The sequence below is a fragment of the Deinococcus radiodurans R1 = ATCC 13939 = DSM 20539 genome (assembly GCF_000008565.1).
Classification (GTDB): Bacteria; Deinococcota; Deinococci; order Deinococcales; family Deinococcaceae; genus Deinococcus; species Deinococcus radiodurans.
This window is the reverse complement of sequence record NC_001263.1, coordinates 2,061,762-2,076,951: the sequence shown is the minus strand read 5'-3', so window position 1 is coordinate 2,076,951 and position 15,190 is coordinate 2,061,762. Positions and strand designations below refer to the sequence as shown.

General features: G+C 64.9%; 12 protein-coding genes, 5 tRNA genes and 1 pseudogene. 7 read left to right on the top strand and 11 right to left on the bottom strand.

Annotated elements, in window-relative coordinates; all coding sequences use genetic code 11:
- Positions 1-80: 80 nt before the first annotated feature.
- Entirely contained in the window at positions 81-1,091 is a 1,011-nt protein-coding gene (locus tag DR_RS10590) for a WD40 repeat domain-containing protein (protein ID WP_010888693.1), read from the top strand.
- Positions 1,092-1,096: 5 nt separating this feature from the next.
- Here DR_RS10590 and DR_RS10585 read toward each other — a convergent pair whose 3' ends face one another.
- From DR_RS10585 to DR_RS10530, 11 genes and pseudogenes are all read right to left on the bottom strand, one after another.
- Positions 1,097-1,534, bottom strand: a complete 438-nt coding sequence (locus DR_RS10585) for a hypothetical protein (protein WP_034350316.1) — start codon at positions 1,532-1,534, stop codon at positions 1,097-1,099.
- A 75-nt stretch (positions 1,535-1,609) separates the two neighbouring features.
- Entirely contained in the window at positions 1,610-1,900 is a 291-nt protein-coding gene (locus DR_RS10580; RefSeq protein WP_027479958.1) for a hypothetical protein, read from the bottom strand.
- Complete coding sequence (locus DR_RS10575) at positions 1,900-3,420, bottom strand: glycine--tRNA ligase (protein ID WP_027479959.1); 1,521 nt, start codon at positions 3,418-3,420, stop codon at positions 1,900-1,902. Before DR_RS10575 ends, DR_RS10580 begins: the two co-directional genes overlap by 1 nt.
- A gap of 341 nt (positions 3,421-3,761) precedes the next feature.
- Positions 3,762-4,748 carry an Ig-like domain-containing protein gene (locus DR_RS10570; RefSeq protein ID WP_010888689.1) on the bottom strand — a complete coding sequence of 329 codons (987 nt, stop codon included), beginning with the start codon at positions 4,746-4,748 and terminating at the stop codon, positions 3,762-3,764.
- 126 nt (positions 4,749-4,874) lie between these two features.
- The gene (locus tag DR_RS10565; protein ID WP_010888688.1) at positions 4,875-5,447 is read right to left on the bottom strand and encodes a YcjF family protein; all 573 of its coding nucleotides are present in this window, start codon (positions 5,445-5,447) and stop codon (positions 4,875-4,877) included.
- A 9-nt stretch (positions 5,448-5,456) separates the two neighbouring features.
- The gene (locus tag DR_RS10560) at positions 5,457-5,900 is read right to left on the bottom strand and encodes an META domain-containing protein (RefSeq protein ID WP_010888687.1); all 444 of its coding nucleotides are present in this window, start codon (positions 5,898-5,900) and stop codon (positions 5,457-5,459) included.
- A gap of 79 nt (positions 5,901-5,979) precedes the next feature.
- Positions 5,980-6,054, bottom strand: a tRNA-Asn gene (locus DR_RS10555).
- 119 nt (positions 6,055-6,173) lie between these two features.
- Positions 6,174-7,941 (bottom strand): annotated as a pseudogene (locus DR_RS10550) (M3 family oligoendopeptidase).
- Positions 7,942-8,135: 194 nt separating this feature from the next.
- Complete coding sequence (locus DR_RS10540; protein ID WP_373969212.1) at positions 8,136-8,819, bottom strand: phosphate signaling complex PhoU family protein; 684 nt, start codon at positions 8,817-8,819, stop codon at positions 8,136-8,138.
- Between the two features lie 147 nt (positions 8,820-8,966).
- Positions 8,967-10,826 carry an ABC transporter ATP-binding protein gene (locus tag DR_RS10535; protein ID WP_010888683.1) on the bottom strand — a complete coding sequence of 620 codons (1,860 nt, stop codon included), beginning with the start codon at positions 10,824-10,826 and terminating at the stop codon, positions 8,967-8,969.
- The gene (locus DR_RS10530) at positions 10,823-12,667 is read right to left on the bottom strand and encodes an ABC transporter ATP-binding protein (RefSeq protein ID WP_051618939.1); all 1,845 of its coding nucleotides are present in this window, start codon (positions 12,665-12,667) and stop codon (positions 10,823-10,825) included. The genes DR_RS10535 and DR_RS10530 overlap by 4 nt, the downstream gene beginning before the upstream one ends.
- A 373-nt stretch (positions 12,668-13,040) precedes the next feature.
- On the opposite strand from DR_RS10530, the gene DR_RS10525 reads away from it, so the two are divergent.
- The 6 genes from DR_RS10525 to rpmG all read left to right on the top strand — a co-directional run bounded on the left by DR_RS10525 (position 13,041) and on the right by rpmG (position 15,135).
- A tRNA-Thr gene (locus DR_RS10525) sits at positions 13,041-13,116 on the top strand.
- Positions 13,117-13,162: 46 nt separating this feature from the next.
- Positions 13,163-13,248 (top strand) — tRNA-Tyr (locus DR_RS10520).
- 4 nt (positions 13,249-13,252) lie between these two features.
- Positions 13,253-13,325, top strand: a tRNA-Gly gene (locus DR_RS10515).
- A 6-nt stretch (positions 13,326-13,331) separates the two neighbouring features.
- Positions 13,332-13,406 (top strand) — tRNA-Thr (locus DR_RS10510).
- Between the two features lie 132 nt (positions 13,407-13,538).
- On the top strand, positions 13,539-14,756 hold the full coding sequence (tuf, locus tag DR_RS10505) for an elongation factor Tu (RefSeq protein ID WP_010886954.1): 1,218 nt from the start codon (positions 13,539-13,541) through the stop codon (positions 14,754-14,756).
- Between the two features lie 211 nt (positions 14,757-14,967).
- Positions 14,968-15,135, top strand: a complete 168-nt coding sequence (rpmG, locus tag DR_RS10500) for a 50S ribosomal protein L33 (RefSeq protein WP_010888681.1) — start codon at positions 14,968-14,970, stop codon at positions 15,133-15,135.
- The last annotated feature ends 55 nt before the right edge of the window (positions 15,136-15,190 follow it).

The window sequence follows — 15,190 nt, the reverse complement described above, 5'->3', positions numbered from 1 at the left end:
TAGCCTGAGGTTGCTCCGGGGAAAGGAACATCCACCGAAAGGCGGACGCGCCCGCCCCCGCCCGGCCTTTAAGCTGCGGCATGACACGTCGTCTCGTACTGATGCTGGCGCTGCTCAGCGGCTCCGCTGGAGCGTCCGGCAGCTTTTTCACCCTGCTCCAAACCTGGCAAGGGCTGGGTCACGCGCCCATTGCCGTCAGTCCCGACGGACGCTTGCTGGCGCTGACCCGCCCGGCGCCGCGCACGCCCGCCTACGCGCCCTACGACACCCGCATCGAGGTGCGGGACACCGCGAAGATGCGGCGGCTCTACCGGGTGCCCGCCGCCAATGGAGACGGTAAAACGCTGCTGTTCAGCCCCGACAGCCGCACCCTCTGGTCGGCCCACAGCGGCACGCTGCACTACGACGCCTGGACGGGCAAATTGGCGGACAACCGCGAGGGCAGCGACGGCGCGGGCGTCAGCGCCCTGGCCTTCGCGCCGGGCGGTCAAAGCTACGTGCTGGCAGGCGTGAACGCCGTAGGGCAGACGCGGCTGGTCCGCGTGGGGGTCAGCCCTCTGCGAAGCTTTTGGCCGGTTACGCGGCCCACCGCCGGGGACGGCATGCAACCCAACTGGACCTCGGCCCTCGCCTTCAGCCCGGACGGACGGTGGGTGGCGAGCGGTTCCGTCGGCGGCGGGGTCATCCTCCGCAGCAGCGTGACTGGGCGGCCCCTGCGTGTGCTGGCTGACGAGCCGGGCCAGGCGCCCCACCGCGCCCGCCTCGTCGACCTGCTGTTTCTCTCGCCTGCGCGTCTGCTCAGCGCCTCGGCGGACGGGCAAGTGCGGCTCTGGGACGCGGCGACGGGCCGGGCGCTGGCGTCGCTGCCGTGCGGGGAACGTTTGGGCGCCGTGGTCCAGCTTCCGGGCGGAACCCGGGTGGTGGCCGCCACTTCTCGGGGCCTCCAACTGATAGAAACCTCAGGCGGACGGCTGCGGCGGCTGGAAACAGTCGGCGGCGACTACGCCGATGTGGGGGTAAGCGCGGCGGGCGAACTGTGGGCCATTACGCGGGGCGGGACGCTCAGCCACTGGCGGCTGTTGAGCCGCTAACAGGCTCAGTCCTCGTCCAGTTCCAGTCCATCAAGTTCCAGCCCGTCGAGCTCCAGGCCGCCGAGTTGCCCGCCTATGAAGTTCAGATACGCCTGCCGCCCGCCCACCTTGCCCCAGCGCTTGATGCTGGCGCGCAGCCGCTTGAACACGTCCTGCATGGCCTGGGCGCTGACCGGCGCATACGGCATCACGTTGTCGGGCCGCCCCACCAGCATCTCGGCGAGCGGCAGCAGGGTGTCGTGCAGCTCCAGCCGCAGGCCGTCCAGCTTGCCCGGCTTGTACTCATGGGCCGTCGCCTCGGCGCGGTAGCGTTTGGCGAGTTCCTCGTAGGCGCTGTCCACCACCGCGTCGGTCAGGTCCGGGTGGTCGTCGAAAAAGCCCAGCACAGCAAATTCGAGCTGCATCAGTTGGTCGAAATACTGCTCCTCGGTTCGTTGGGTCATGGGGAGATTGTGGCAGAGGGCCAGGAGAGCAAAAAACCCCTGCACGGGGGCAGGAGTCAGGATAGGTTTCGGGGATCACGGTGGAAGCTTCCACCCCAGCGGCACGCCGTCGAGGTCGCCGTCCGGCAGCAGGCGCACCACCACGGGCAGAAAGTGAGCGGCGGGGCCGAGGAGATGGGCCACTTCCGGTTTCACCTCCCGCCGCCGCCCACGCCAGTCGTCGTCCAGTGGAATCCAGCGGCCCTCATTGCCGCGCCAGACCTCCTGACCATCCTCCTGGATGACCGTGCCGCTCAGCGCGTAACAGTCGTCCTCCGCGTCCGGTGCATTGTCCACGATCAGGAAGATGGTCAGAGGCTCGGCCATCAGCGCAACTTCGCCTGAATCCACCCCGCCAGTTCGCTGATTTTCACGCGCTCCTGCGCGAGCGTGTCGCGGTCACGGACGGTCACGGTGTCTTTCAGGCTCTCGTCCGTGTTCTCACCCAGCCCGACGGTGTCGAAGTCCACGGTGACGCAGTAGGGCGTGCCCACCTCGTCATGGCGGCGGTACGCCTTGCCGATGTTGCCGGAGTCCTCGTACAGCACCCGGCCCAGGCCGAGGCCCTGAAGCTCGGCCTTGATGGCTTTGGCCACGTCCGTGATTTCTTCCCGGTTGCGGGCCAGCGGAATGACCGCCACTTTAATCGGCGCGAGGTGCGGCTTCAGCTTCAGCACAATCCGCTCGTTGCCGTTTTCCAGCGTTTCCTTGGTAAACGCTTCGCTCAGCACCGCCAGCATCGCCCGGTCTACCCCCGCCGACGGCTCGATCACGAACGGCACGACCGGCTTGTTCGTTTCGGGGTGGGGGATGGTCAGCTTGGCGATGGAGTCGTTGTTTTCCTCCACCTTCGCCACCAGGCCCAGCTCGCTCTGCGACTTGGTGTGCGAGCCGAGGTCGTAGTCGGAGCGGTTGGCGATGCCCTCGATTTCCTCGTGCCCCAGCGTGGGGTAGTCGTACATCAGGTCGTAGGTGCGCTTGGAGTAGTGCGCGAGGTCTTCTTTCGGCACATCCAGAATCTCGATCTTCTCGCGCGGCACGCCCTGGTCTTCCCACCATTTCAGGCGCTTTTCCAGCCAGTGCTCGTGCCACTCCTCGTCGGTGCCGGGCGTCACGAAGAACTCAATTTCCATCTGCTCTAGCTCACGCACCCGGAAAATGAAGTTGCGCGGCGTGATCTCGTTGCGGAACGCCTTGCCGATCTGCGCGATGCCGAAGGGCAGGCGGCGGCTGGTCGAGTCCACCACGTTCTTGAAGTTGGTGAAGATGCCCTGCGCGGTTTCGGGACGCAGGTAGCCGTAACTTTCCTCGTCGGCCACCGGGCCGATGGTCGTGCGGAACATCATGTTGAACGGCTTGGGGTCGGTCCACTCGCCTACCTCGCCGGAGAAGGGGTCACGCACGCCCGCTTCCTTGAATGCGGCGGAGGCCTGGGCGGGCTTGGCGTTCAGCGCAGCCACCAGCGCGGCAAAGTTGTCGGCACTCTCACCCATAATTTCGGCGACTTTGGCCTGTACGTCGGCTTTCTGGTCTTTGAGAAGGTGGTCGAGGCGGTAGCGCTTGTTGTTCTTCTTGTTGTCGATCATCGGGTCGGAGAACGTCGCCTCGTGGCCCGAGTGTCGCAGCACCATGCGGTGCATGATGATGGAGGCGTCCAGCCCTTCCATGTCGTCGCGCTCGTAGACGTTGGAGCGCCACCACGCCGCCTTGATGTTGTTCTTCAGCTCCACGCCGAGGGGGCCGTAGTCGTAAAAGCCTTGCAGGCCGCCGTAAATCTCACTGCCCTGAAAAATAAAGCCCCGGCGTTTGCACAGGCTGACGAGTTCTTCCATTGAGGTTGCGGGCATATGGCTCCTTCGGAGCGTCAAACAGTCAAAGGGTCGAACGGTCAAACGGCTTGCAGCGGTGAGACAGTTGGACGGGGAGACAATCTGAGCTCATGAAAACGTCCCGGACGAGTCGCCGTGTTGTGGCAGCTCATCCGGGGACGCACGGGACATGCGCGGTTCCACCCCAGTTCTGGCCCTCGCCAGCACCTTTCAGACCGGTTGTGGCTCCCCGCTGCCTTTCCCGTCGCGCCTCACCCTGCCTGACTCTCACCGTCTCAGGCTCGCTCGTTGGGGGCTCTTCGCGGTACTCCTGCGGTTCAACGCCTCCGGGCTATTGTGCGGCGCGGCGGGGGAGAGGGTCAAGGGCCGGGGCGGTCGGGGCTACGCTCAGGGCCGCTGGGGCAGCAGCGTCCACTGCTCAGGCACCGGAAAATTGGTGGCGAGGCTGAGCTGCGTGGCTGCGCCGCGCCGGAAGGCTGCGTGACCTGCTGCGTCACCTTGTTCCAGCCCTGTTGCAGCGGCAACTGCAAACTGACCTGCGTGCTGCCTGCGCCCGTCCCGCAGGTGAGCTGGCCTGTCAGGTTGACCTTGCGCTCGGCGTAGACGAGGAAACCCAGCGAGAAATAGTTGAGCTGCACGTTTCCGGCCTGGGTAGGCGGCAAGACCTTGAAGGGCGCGACCGGGCCGCTCTTGCCCGCGCTCACCCGCGTCTGAGTCGGCACCATCCGCACCGCCGGGTCACTGCTGCTGGCATTGCCTTGACAACCGGCGAGGCCCAGCGGAGCGAGCAGGTTTTGTGGGGTCGCGGCCTGCCAGCCGGTCTGGGGGGGCTGCTTCAGGTCGAAGGTGAAGCTCCCGTCAGCGGCCAGCGGCGTGCTGAGCACGGTCTGGTCTCCGGCGAACAGCTCCAGCTTGCCGGCGCCCCCCGTCCAGGGCCGCGCCTCGGTGGGCGAGGTCAGCGCGGGCAGCTCGCTCAGCTTGCCTGCCACGCTTTCGAGGGAGGGGCGCAAGGTCACGTCGTAGAAATTGCTGGCGCCCCGGCGCTCGGCCTTGTCATAGGCCACTGCCTGATAGGTGTACGTGACGCCGTCTTCAATGTGGTCTCTCCAGGTGTAGGGCGCTTCACGGTCCTCGCCGAGCAGTTTGCCGTCGCGGTAAAACACCACGCGCTCCACCGGGTCACGGGCGGTCACGGTGGCCCGCAGGTCGAGTTGCCCTGGGTCGTCGCCCACCGGGTCACTCGTCAGCACAACCTCGGGATTGAAGCTGACCGGCGTGCGCGGCGCTGTATCGCAGGCCACCAGCAGCAGGCCCGCAGCGAGCAGAGAAAAAGTGCCTTTGTTCATGCTTCAGCCTATTGACTCGTTGTGGATTTGGCAACTTGGCGTCAGTTCACCAATCATTCGGAGCCGCCTGGGTTCGCCAAATAAAAACCCATCCACAGGGGATGGGCCAGGGGAAAAGCAGTCAGCTCAGGACTCTTTGGTGCCTTTTTCCTTCTCCTCGGCGCGGCGGCGCAGCTCGCTGGCGAGGTCGCTGAAGTCCTGCGGGCTGGGCAGCACCCGGCGGCTCTGGGTCTTGGATTCCTGAATTATGCGGGTCTGCTCCTGGCGGTCGGCGGCGGGGAGGCCCAGCGCCTTGCGCTCGAAGTAGTTCTGCGCGATGCGGCCCAGCGCAAAGGTCCAGCCGTACACGGCGGGCGCGGTGATAATCCCGCCGATCAGGGGCAGCGCCAGCTTCGCCACGCCGCGCATGACCTGCCGGGCGACCATGCCGTAGGCCAGCGTCGCGCCGAGTTCCTGCACGATTTCGCGCCCACGCTCGGGGGTGATGTCGAAGCCGTAGATTTTGCCAATGTGCAGCACCATCTTGGCCTGCACCGGGGTAATCAGCAGCATGTCGGCGAAGGGAATCGGCTCGACCGCCACGGCGCCCGAGAGCAGCGCGGCACTTTTGATGACTTCCTCGATGTTCTCTTCGCGGGACAGTTCGGGGTCCACATCGAAATTGAAGTTGTCGAGCACCTGTTTCAGCAGAGGCAGCATGGCCGAAGTCTAATCGCCGCGCCCTGCCTCCGGTGTAAGGACATCCGGGCCGGAACTTGAGAAACCGGGGGCGCCGAACACCAGTCGCCCGCGCTCTTCCCCCGACAGCGTGAGCGTGCGTCCCTGGAGTTCGGGCCGCAGTGGGCCCTGGAGCAGCCGCAAAAAGTCGGCTTCCAGACTCAGCAGATGGTCGGGGCAGGGGAGGGATGTTTGGTGCTGAACTCGTAACGTCAGGCGGCCTCCATCCCAAGTGGCTTGCCCGGAAATGGCGTTGCAGCCGGTGTGTCCCGTGAACCGCGTCGGCCCGAGTCGCAGCGTGGGCCGGGGCAAGCGCGGCCCCAGAGTGAACGTCTCCTGGCCCGGCAACGTCAGGCTGCGAAGCGTCCACGGCGTCTGTTCCAGGGGCAGCGGGTCAAAGGCGAGGAGCGTCAACAGCGCCAGGGTGAGAGCCATGACCGATTGTCGCTCCTGTTCGTTCCATTGACATCAAAGGCAAAGCAAAACCCCCACCACGGGGGCGGGGGGTTGCGTCTGGCTCGGCAGGTTGGGGTCGAACCAACGACCGTCCGATTAACAGTCGGATGCTCTGCCACTGAGCTACTGCCGAATATGCGCGCTTTGCGCGTGGCGGGCCGTTTCCGGCGCGAGAGGGATAGTAGCACGCACTTTCAAAAGGCGCAAGCGTCGGGGCCGGTCATCACGTCAGACTGGCCCCGATGGCATAGCTCAGCTCACCGCGCGCTCGTATTCATCAATCTGGCGGCGGATCACGTTCAGGCTGCCTTCCCAGAAATCGGGCGCGTGCAGGTCGATGCCGAAGCGGGCCGCGAGCGTGCGGGCGTCGGCGAGCCCAGTGGAGGAGAGCAGCTCGTCGTAGCGGCGCTGGAAGTCGGCGGCGTTGCCCTCGGCGCGGGCCTGCTCGTACTGGGCGTACAGACCGAGGCCGAACAGCAGCCCGAAGGTGTAGGGGTAGTTGTAAAAAGTCGAGCCGTAGTAGTGCGGCTTGACGGCCCACATGTAGGGGTGCAGCGTGGCGAGCGCGTCGCCGTAGCTCTCGCGCTGGGCCTGCGTCATCAGCTCGCATAGTTCGTGGGGGGTCAGGTCGCGCTCGGCCCGCTTTTCGAAGACCGCGCGCTCGAACAGGAAGCGGCTGTGGATGTCCACCACGACCTGCGCGTGCCCCAGGAGCTGCGTTTCGAGCACGTAGAGCTTCTCGGCGCCCTGCGCGGTTTGCAGCGCCGCATTCTGGATGATCGTTTCGCAGAAAATCGAGGCGGTTTCGGCCAGCGTCATCGGCGTTTCTTTTTGCAGCGGGGTGCGCCCGGCCTTGACGAAGTTGTGGTAGCCATGCCCGAGTTCGTGGGCCAGGGTGGACACGCTGTCGAGGCTGGGGCTGTGGTTCATCAGAATGCGGCTCGCGTCGCCCTGCCAGCCCATGCAAAAGGCCCCGCCGCGCTTGCCGTCGCGCGGGCCGGCGTCCACCCAGTCCCCGGCAAAGGCGCGGGCGGCAAAGTCACCGAGTTTGTCCGAGTAGCCCCGGAACTGCCGCTCCACGAACTCGCTGCCGGCTTCGTAGGTCCATTCTGTAGAGGTTTCTCCGACCGGCGCGAACAGGTCCCACCAGTCGAGCTTCTGTTTGCCCAGTGCCCGCGCTTTGGCCGCGAAGTAGCGGCGGAAATCGGGCAGCGAGCGCACCACCGCGCCTTGCATGGCGTCCAGTGTGGCGCGGTCAATGCCGTTGTTGAGCAGGCTCACGTCGAGCGGCTCGGCAAAGCCCCGGCGCCGGGCCAGGGTGCCTTCTTCGCCCTTCACGCCGTTCATGCACGCCGCCGTCACGGTGTCGCTCTCCCGCCAGACCTTCAGCTCGGCCTCAAAAGCGTCGCGGCGCACCGCTTCGTCCGGCTCGGTCGCCAATGCCCGCAGCGCCGTGACGGGCAGAAGTTCGCCCCGGTACTCGCCGCGCAACTGGCTGGTGAAGTTGCCGTGCAGCTTGCCCCAGCCGCCCGCGCCGCTGGGCCGCAACTGCGCGGCGAGGTCTTCTTCGGGCGGCGTCATCTGGTGCCGGGCGTACTCGGCGGCGCGGCGCACGAAATACTCGTGGTCGCGCACCAGCTCGGAGCTGCCCAGCACGTCGTGAAGTTGCCCTTCCTCGGCGCTGCCCAGCCACGCGGTCAGGCGCGACGCAGGGCGAGAGCGGCAGCGCCAGCGTGGTCAGCTCGCCCATGCGCTGCTGCGCGGCGGCGTTGCGGCTGTCGGTGGACGTAAAGGCGTTGATGTACGCCCGCAGCTCGCCGAGTTGCCGGAAGGTGCTGTTCATGGCGTCAATGGCCTGCGCGAGCACCTCCGCCGAGAGGGGCGCCCCACCCTGGCGAATGCCGTTCTGGTCGAACAGTTCCCCCAGGTCGCGGACCTGCTCTCCCAGGCTGCTCAGGTCGGCGTCGAAGCGGGCGTCGTCCAGCCCGGCGTACAGGTCGTCGGTGCGCCAGCGCGGCATTTCGGTCGGTTGTGACATGGCGGGCAGTCTAGAGCAGTTCTTCGAATGACGCGTGCGTCGACAGCAGCACGCTGGCCGCTCCATTCTCGCTTCGCGGCTTTGCAAGTTCGTTCTGCTCCATGTTTTGCACTCGCTCTCTGCGAGCTGTACCAGTCCGCTCGCCAAAAAGCTGTGCCATCTTTCTGTCAAATGCTCTAAAGCAGCCCAGCCCGCTGGTCGTGCAGCATCAGGGTTTCCAGACGCTCGGCCACGTTGACGAGGTGGTCGCCCAGGCGCTCCAGGTTGCGGGCCATGCGCCCGGCGGTCAGCGCCACCTCGTTGTCCTCGGGGCGCTCGATCAGCCGGGTCAGCGAGGCGCGCTGCATCTGCTCGTAGAGCGCGTCCACTTGCTCGAAATCGAGGCGCATCACGTCGCGGGCCGCCGTCAGGTCGCGCTCGGCAAAGGCGTAGGCGAGGCGCTCGACCATCTCGCTCAGCAGCCGGATGAGGGGCAGCAGGTCTTGCAGTGTCGAGCTGCGGGCGCGCGGCGCGTAGGTTTCCAGGTCGCGGGCCACGCTGAAGGCGTAGTCGCCCACCCGCTCCAGATTGGCGAGGCTGCGAAACACCATCAGGTAAAAGGCGAGTTCGCGCTCGCTCAGGCCCGCCGCGAAAGCCACCAGGCAGGCGTCCTCAATTTCGCGTTCCAGTGCATTGGTTTCGGCTTCCAGCACCCGCGCCCGCGCCGTGAGGCCCCCGAACTCGGCCCGCTCGTCGGCTTCGCGCACGGCGGCGAGCAATTCCAGAATGATGCTGAGCATCCGCAAAAAGCGCCCCGTCACCTGGGCCTGGGCAGGGGGCTGAGACAAAGCCGGTGAAACAGAGGCGGATTGTTCGGGCATGGTGTCAGTATTCCTAGTCGCTGTGATGAAAGGGTCAGGGCCGGGCAAAGAAACTCTTTCAGGATACAGAGCGGGGGGCCGGAGCGAGCAAAAAAAGCGGGGCGCCCGGATGACTCGGGGGCGCCCCACTCTGTCAGACAACGCGGTTCAGTCTGCTGCCCCCGCGTACTGCAAGGCGTTGAGCTTGGCGTAGTAGCCGCCCTGCGCGATGAGCTGGGCGTGCGTGCCCTGTTCCACGATGCGGCCCCGGCGCATCACGATGATGCGGTCGCAGTGCTCGATGGTCGAGAGACGGTGGGCGATGATGATGGACGTGCGGCCCTGCATCACCTTTTTCAGCGCGTCCTGAATCCGCAGCTCGGTCTCAGTGTCCACGTTGGCGGTCGCTTCGTCGAGCACGAGCAAGATGTCGGGATTCTGAATCAGGGCGCGGGCGAAGGCGAGCAGCTGCTTTTGCCCGGTGGAGAGGGTGGCGCCGCGCTCGCGCACCTCGGTCTGGTAGCCGTTCTCCAGCGAGAGGATGTAGTCGTGTACGCCCACGTACTGGCACGCCTCCACCACGCGGTCGTGGGGAATGGCGGGGTTGTCGAGCGTCAGGTTGCTCTCGATGGTGCCGGCGAACAGGAACACGTCCTGAAGCACCACGCCGACATGCCGCCGCAGGTCGTGTTGTTGGAGGTCGCGCACGTCGGTGCCGTCCACCCTCACTGCGCCGCGCTGCACGTCGTAAAAGCGGCTCACCAGCGCGGTCACGCTCGTCTTGCCCGCCCCCGTCGCGCCCACCAGCGCCACGCTCTCGCCGGGCTGAATGTGCAGGTCGAAGTCGCGCAGAATCCAGCGGTCGTCTTCGTCGGGCGTCTGCGCCGTCACGTCCTCGCTGTAGGCGAACCACACCCGGTCGAAATCCACCTGACCGCGAAAGTTCACCAGGGTCTTGGCATCAGGCTTGTCGGTGATTTCTTCCTCGGTGTCGAGCACCCCGAAGATGCGCTCGCTGCTCGCGGTGGCGGCCTGGAGGTTGTTGAACACGTCGGCGAGGTCCTGAATCGGCTGAAAGAGTTGCTGCGTCCACTGCACGAAGGCGAAGAGCGTGCCCACCGAAATGGCCGCCGCCGTGCCGGTCCCGACCACGTCTACGCCCAGAATCTGCCGCGCCGCGAAGTACAGCACCAGCGCGATGGCGACCTGCCCCAGCACCGCCACGGTGGGCATGAACAGCGAGAACCACTTCACCGAGTTTTCCAGCGACGTGAGCAGCGCCCGGTTGGAATGGTCGAAGTCGAGGGCGCTGCGCCGCTCGCGCCCGAAGAGCTGCACCGTCAGCATCCCGGTGATGTTCTCGTTGAGCTTGGAGTTCACGATGGCCTGCTGGGTGCGGGTTTCCCGGAACGCCTCGCGCAGCTTGCCCCGGAAAAAATTGGTCGCGTAGAACAGGACCGGCAGCACCGTAAAGGCGATCAAAGCGAGGCGCCAGTTGATCGTCAGCATCACGGTCATGAACACGATGATCAGGAAGGTGCTCGTCATCATCGAGATCAGACCGCCGGTGATGAACTGGTTGATGGCGTCCACGTCGCTCGTCACGCGGGTAATCAGGCGTCCCACCGGGTTCTGGTCGAAGTAGCGCAGGTGCAGCCGCTGCAACTTGCCGAACACGTCGGCGCGGATGTCGCGCAGCACGTTCTGGCCGAGGTACCCCACCGTGATGGTCGAGAGGTAGGTCAGCACAAATTCCAGCACCCGCAGCGCCACGTAGCCGAGCACCACCATGGTCAGCCCCTGGTAGAGCGCGGCGGCGTCCGTGTTGCTGCCGTTGGTGTACGGCACGAGGTAGTGGTCGATGGCGTAGCGTTGCAGCAACGTGGGCAAGGGCTGCAAGGCCGCCGTGAGCAGCGCGAGCAGCACGCCCGCCGCCGCCAGGGTCTTGTACGGCCCGAGGTAGCCGATGATGCGTCGCGTGAGGCCCACATCGAAGCCCTTGTCGTATTCGGAAGCCTTCTGGGTCATGCGGACACCTCCTGCGCCGCGGGCTGCTGCCCATGTTCGTCGAGGTCGCTCGCCAGCCGTTGCAGGTGGTCGAGTTCGGCGTAGTGACCGCCGAGCGCGAGCAGTTCGTCATGGGTGCCCTGTTCGGTGATGCGCCCCTCTTCCAGCACCACGATCTGATCGGCGTGCCGCAGGGTGCTGATGCGGTGGGCGATCAAGATCACGGTGCGGCCCTGCGCGACCTGCCGCAAGCCCTGAATAATCCGGCGCTCGGTTTCGGTGTCCACTGCAGAGAGGCTGTCGTCCAGAATCAGAATCATCGGCTCGCGCACGATGGCGCGGGCAATCGCAGTGCGCTGGCGCTGCCCGCCCGAGAGCGTCACGCCGCGCTCGCCCAGCACGGTATCGTAGCCTTCCGGAAAACTCTCCACGTCGTCGGCGAGACCCGCCAGCCGCGCCGCCTCGCGCACCCGCTCGGGGTCGGGGTGCTGCGGAATGTTCGGCGGCAGCGGCAGACCCACCACGCTCACCCGCGTCGGCACGGGCGGCAGTTCGTCGTTGTTCAGCCCAAAGCCGATGTTGTTGGCGATGGTGTCGCTGAAGAGGAAAGGTTCCTGCGGCACCACGGCAATCGCGCTGCGCAGGTGCTCGAGCGGTACGGTCCGCAGGTCGTGCCCGTCGATGCGGATGACCCCCTCGGTCGGGTCCATGCTGCGCGTGATCAGTTGGCCCAGCACCGTCTTGCCGCTGCCGGTCGGCCCGGTAATCCCCAGGAAGGTGCCCGCCGGAATGTGCAGGTTGATGTGGTCGAGCACCTGCGTATGCCCGTAGCGCAGCGACACGTTCTCGAAGCTCAGGTCGCCCTGGGTCGGCCACAGCTGCGGCTCGGTGCGGCCCGGTTCGTCGCGCACCAGCGGGCGGGCGTCGAACAGTTCCTGTAAGCGGTTCCACGAAGCGAGGCCGCGCTGCGTGACCCCGGTGATCCAGCCGACCATCAGCATCGGCCAAGCGAGGCGCTCGATGTACAGCAGAAACTGCGTCAGCATCCCCACCGTAAAGGTCGCATCGGGCCGCAAAATCAGCCGCCCCGCCACCAGCAGAATCAACCCGAAGGCGATGCCTAGCAGCAGGTTGCTGAACGACCGCAGCGGCCCGTCCACCTTGATCAGCGCAATGTTGCGCCGCAGCAGTTCGAGGTTCATGGCACGGTACTCCTCGATCTCGCGGTCCTCGATGGCGTAGCCCTTGACCACCCGCGCGCCGCTGAAGTTCTCCTGCGCTTTGGCAGCGATCAGGCTGTTCTGCTCCTGCGCCGCCTTGTGCCGGGCGTTGATCAGCCGCGCCATGTACGCCAGCAGGCCCACGATGATCGGAATCACCGCGACCACGATGAGGGTGAGCTGCCAGCTCAGGCCGAACATCACCGCGAAGGACGTCACGAAGCCCGAAATGATGTTCACGATCTGCCACGCCCCGAACCCCAGCATTTCGCGCACGGCGCTGAGGTCGCCAGTCAGGCGGTTCATCAAATCCCCGGTGCGGGCGCGGTCGTAGTAGTTCTTGTCGAGCGTCTGCAAGTGCGCGAACAGGTCACGCCGGATTTCGTACTCGGTTTGCCGCGACGCGACCACGATCATGCGCCGCATCAGGAGCATGAACGAGCCCGACACCAGCGAAGACGCCACCATGGCGAGCGCGTAGTACCCGGCCTGCGTCACCGTGATGCCGGGGGTCGCCGGGTTGTTGTCGAGCGTGCGGGTCAGCCCGTCGATGGTCAGGCGGATGAAATAGGCCGGCAGCAGCACCACGGCGTTGGAAATCATCACGGCCACGATGCCGATCAGGTACTGCCGCTGGTGCATTTTCAGGTACGGCCACAGGGTTCTGAAACTGTCCAAGGAAAACCTCACGCAAGGAAAAGAAAAGGAAAGAAGGGAAAGGCGGCGAAAAAAGCACACGGCAGGGAAGTGAGGTGCGGAGGCATTGCCCTGACGTGGAAGCAAGCCAGCATACGCCTGATGGCCGAGCGGTGAATGCGCGAAATGGCGCATAGACGGGGGCGCGCCAAGTCAGAGAAGGGGCTTAGCGAACAGGCGCCACCAGCCGACGCGCAGAAGTGATTGACAGCTTTGGAGACCGGTGCTACTATTCACAGCCGGAAGTGAGCGCGACAAACGCGAATTTCCGCGCCCAGAGGCCGGGTTTTCCTTGAAACCCCCTCCGTGCAGCGAAGGTGCCACCCTAGCTCAACTGGTAGAGCACCCGACTTGTAATCGGAAGGTTGGGAGTTCGATTCTCCTGGGTGGCTCCAAGTCTTGTCTTCGGACAAGTCGGGCGAGTGAGAGCAGTGACAACTTGGGTAGGTGGCCGAGTGGTTAAAGGCGACAGACTGTAAATCTGTTCACGTAAGTGTACGGCGGTTCGAATCCGCCCCTGCCCACCACCGCGCGGGAATAGCTCAGTTGGTAGAGCGTCAGCTTCCCAAGCTGAATGTCGCGAGTTCGAGTCTCGTTTCCCGCTTTTTACGCTCCTGTAGCTCAGCGGTAGAGCACTCCCTTGGTAAGGGAGAGGTCATCGGTTCAAGTCCGATCAGGAGCTCCAACGAAGAAATGCGGCCCGGATAAGAGGGCCGCATTTCGATTTTGACCGAGCATGGCCCTACGCCAGCCCGCGCACTTTTGATATAGTGTTCAGGCTTGCCCGTTTGCGGGCAAAACCCAGGAGGAAAGACTCATGGCAAAAGGAACGTTCGAGCGCACCAAGCCCCACGTGAACATCGGCACCATCGGTCACGTCGACCACGGCAAGACCACCCTCACCGCCGCCATCACCTTCACCGCCGCTTCGGCTGACCCCACCATCGAAACCCTGGCCTACGACCAGATCGACAAGGCCCCCGAAGAAAAGGCCCGTGGCATCACCATCAACACCGCCCACGTCGAGTACCAGACCGAAACCCGGCACTACTCGCACGTCGACTGCCCCGGCCACGCCGACTACGTCAAGAACATGATCACCGGCGCGGCGCAGATGGACGGCGCCATCCTCGTCGTCAGCTCCGCTGACGGCCCCATGCCCCAGACCCGCGAGCACATCCTCCTCGCCCGTCAGGTCGGCGTGCCCTACATCGTCGTCTTCATGAACAAGGTCGACATGGTAGACGACGAAGAACTGCTGGAACTGGTCGAAATGGAAGTCCGCGAACTCCTCAGCAAGTACGAGTTCCCCGGCGACGACCTCCCCGTCGTCAAGGGCAGCGCTCTGCGCGCCCTCGAAGCCCTGCAGTCCAACCCCAAGATGGCCCGCGGCACCGACAAGTGGGTCGACTACATCTGGGAACTGCTCGACGCGGTCGATTCCTACATCCCCACCCCCGAGCGCGACACCGACAAGACCTTCCTGATGCCTGTCGAAGACGTGTTCACCATCACCGGTCGCGGCACCGTCGCCACGGGCCGCGTGGAACGCGGCACCGTCAAGGTCCAGGACGAAGTCGAAATCGTCGGCCTGACCGACACCCGCAAGACCACCGTGACCGGCATCGAAATGCACCGCAAGCTGCTCGACTCCGGGATGGCTGGTGACAACGTCGGCGTGCTGCTGCGCGGCGTCGCGCGCGACGACGTGGAACGTGGTCAGGTGCTCGCCAAGCCCGGCAGCATCAAGCCCCACACCAAGTTCGAAGCCAGCGTGTACGTGCTGAGCAAGGACGAAGGGGGCCGTCACAGCGCGTTCTTCGGTGGCTACCGCCCCCAGTTCTACTTCCGCACGACGGACGTGACGGGCGTGGTGGAACTGCAAGAAGGCGTGGAAATGGTGATGCCCGGTGACAACGTGACCTTCACGGTGGAACTGATCAAGCCGATCGCCATGGAAGAAGGCCTGCGCTTCGCCATCCGTGAAGGGGGCCGCACCGTCGGCGCCGGCGTCGTTTCCAAAGTTCTGGAGTAATACTCTGAAGGAAAAGGGGCACCGTTTGGTGCCCCTTCTTTTTATTTTTCCAGGCAGCAAGGGTGGACACTGCCTACCTGAATGCCTATAATTCGAATGTTGCCCGCCAGCCGGCGGGTTTTTACCAGCGTTGTTCCTGCTCCGGCAGGCGCTGGGAGCAACTTTCCCGGTCCCTGGCGACCAAAGGGAAGGCTGCGCAAAGGAGAGCATCATGGCGAAAGACGGACCCCGCATCATCGTGAAGATGGAAAGCAGTGCTGGCACGGGCTTTTACTACACGACCACCAAGAACCGCCGCAACACCCAGGCCAAGCTGGAACTCAAAAAGTACGACCCCGTCGCCAAGAAGCACGTGGTCTTCCGGGAGAAGAAGGTCTGAAGTCTGCCACTGGTTTCCTGATACGGAAACCGGGCAGCTTCAGCCTTTTTCTGCC

Bases quoted from the DNA above. Each gene is read 5' to 3' on its own strand.
- DR_RS10590 (WP_010888693.1), top strand. From the start codon at position 81: ATGACACGTCGTCTCGTACTGATGCTGGCGCTGCTCAGCGGCTCCGCT.
- DR_RS10585 (WP_034350316.1), bottom strand. From the start codon at position 1,534: ATGACCCAACGAACCGAGGAGCAGTATTTCGACCAACTGATGCAGCTC.
- DR_RS10580 (WP_027479958.1), bottom strand. From the start codon at position 1,900: ATGGCCGAGCCTCTGACCATCTTCCTGATCGTGGACAATGCACCGGAC.
- DR_RS10575 (WP_027479959.1), bottom strand. From the start codon at position 3,420: ATGCCCGCAACCTCAATGGAAGAACTCGTCAGCCTGTGCAAACGCCGG.
- DR_RS10570 (WP_010888689.1), bottom strand. From the start codon at position 4,748: ATGAACAAAGGCACTTTTTCTCTGCTCGCTGCGGGCCTGCTGCTGGTG.
- DR_RS10565 (WP_010888688.1), bottom strand. From the start codon at position 5,447: ATGCTGCCTCTGCTGAAACAGGTGCTCGACAACTTCAATTTCGATGTG.
- DR_RS10560 (WP_010888687.1), bottom strand. From the start codon at position 5,900: ATGGCTCTCACCCTGGCGCTGTTGACGCTCCTCGCCTTTGACCCGCTG.
- DR_RS10540 (WP_373969212.1), bottom strand. From the start codon at position 8,819: ATGCCCGAACAATCCGCCTCTGTTTCACCGGCTTTGTCTCAGCCCCCT.
- DR_RS10535 (WP_010888683.1), bottom strand. From the start codon at position 10,826: ATGACCCAGAAGGCTTCCGAATACGACAAGGGCTTCGATGTGGGCCTC.
- DR_RS10530 (WP_051618939.1), bottom strand. From the start codon at position 12,667: ATGCACCAGCGGCAGTACCTGATCGGCATCGTGGCCGTGATGATTTCC.
- tuf (WP_010886954.1), top strand. From the start codon at position 13,539: ATGGCAAAAGGAACGTTCGAGCGCACCAAGCCCCACGTGAACATCGGC.
- rpmG (WP_010888681.1), top strand. From the start codon at position 14,968: ATGGCGAAAGACGGACCCCGCATCATCGTGAAGATGGAAAGCAGTGCT.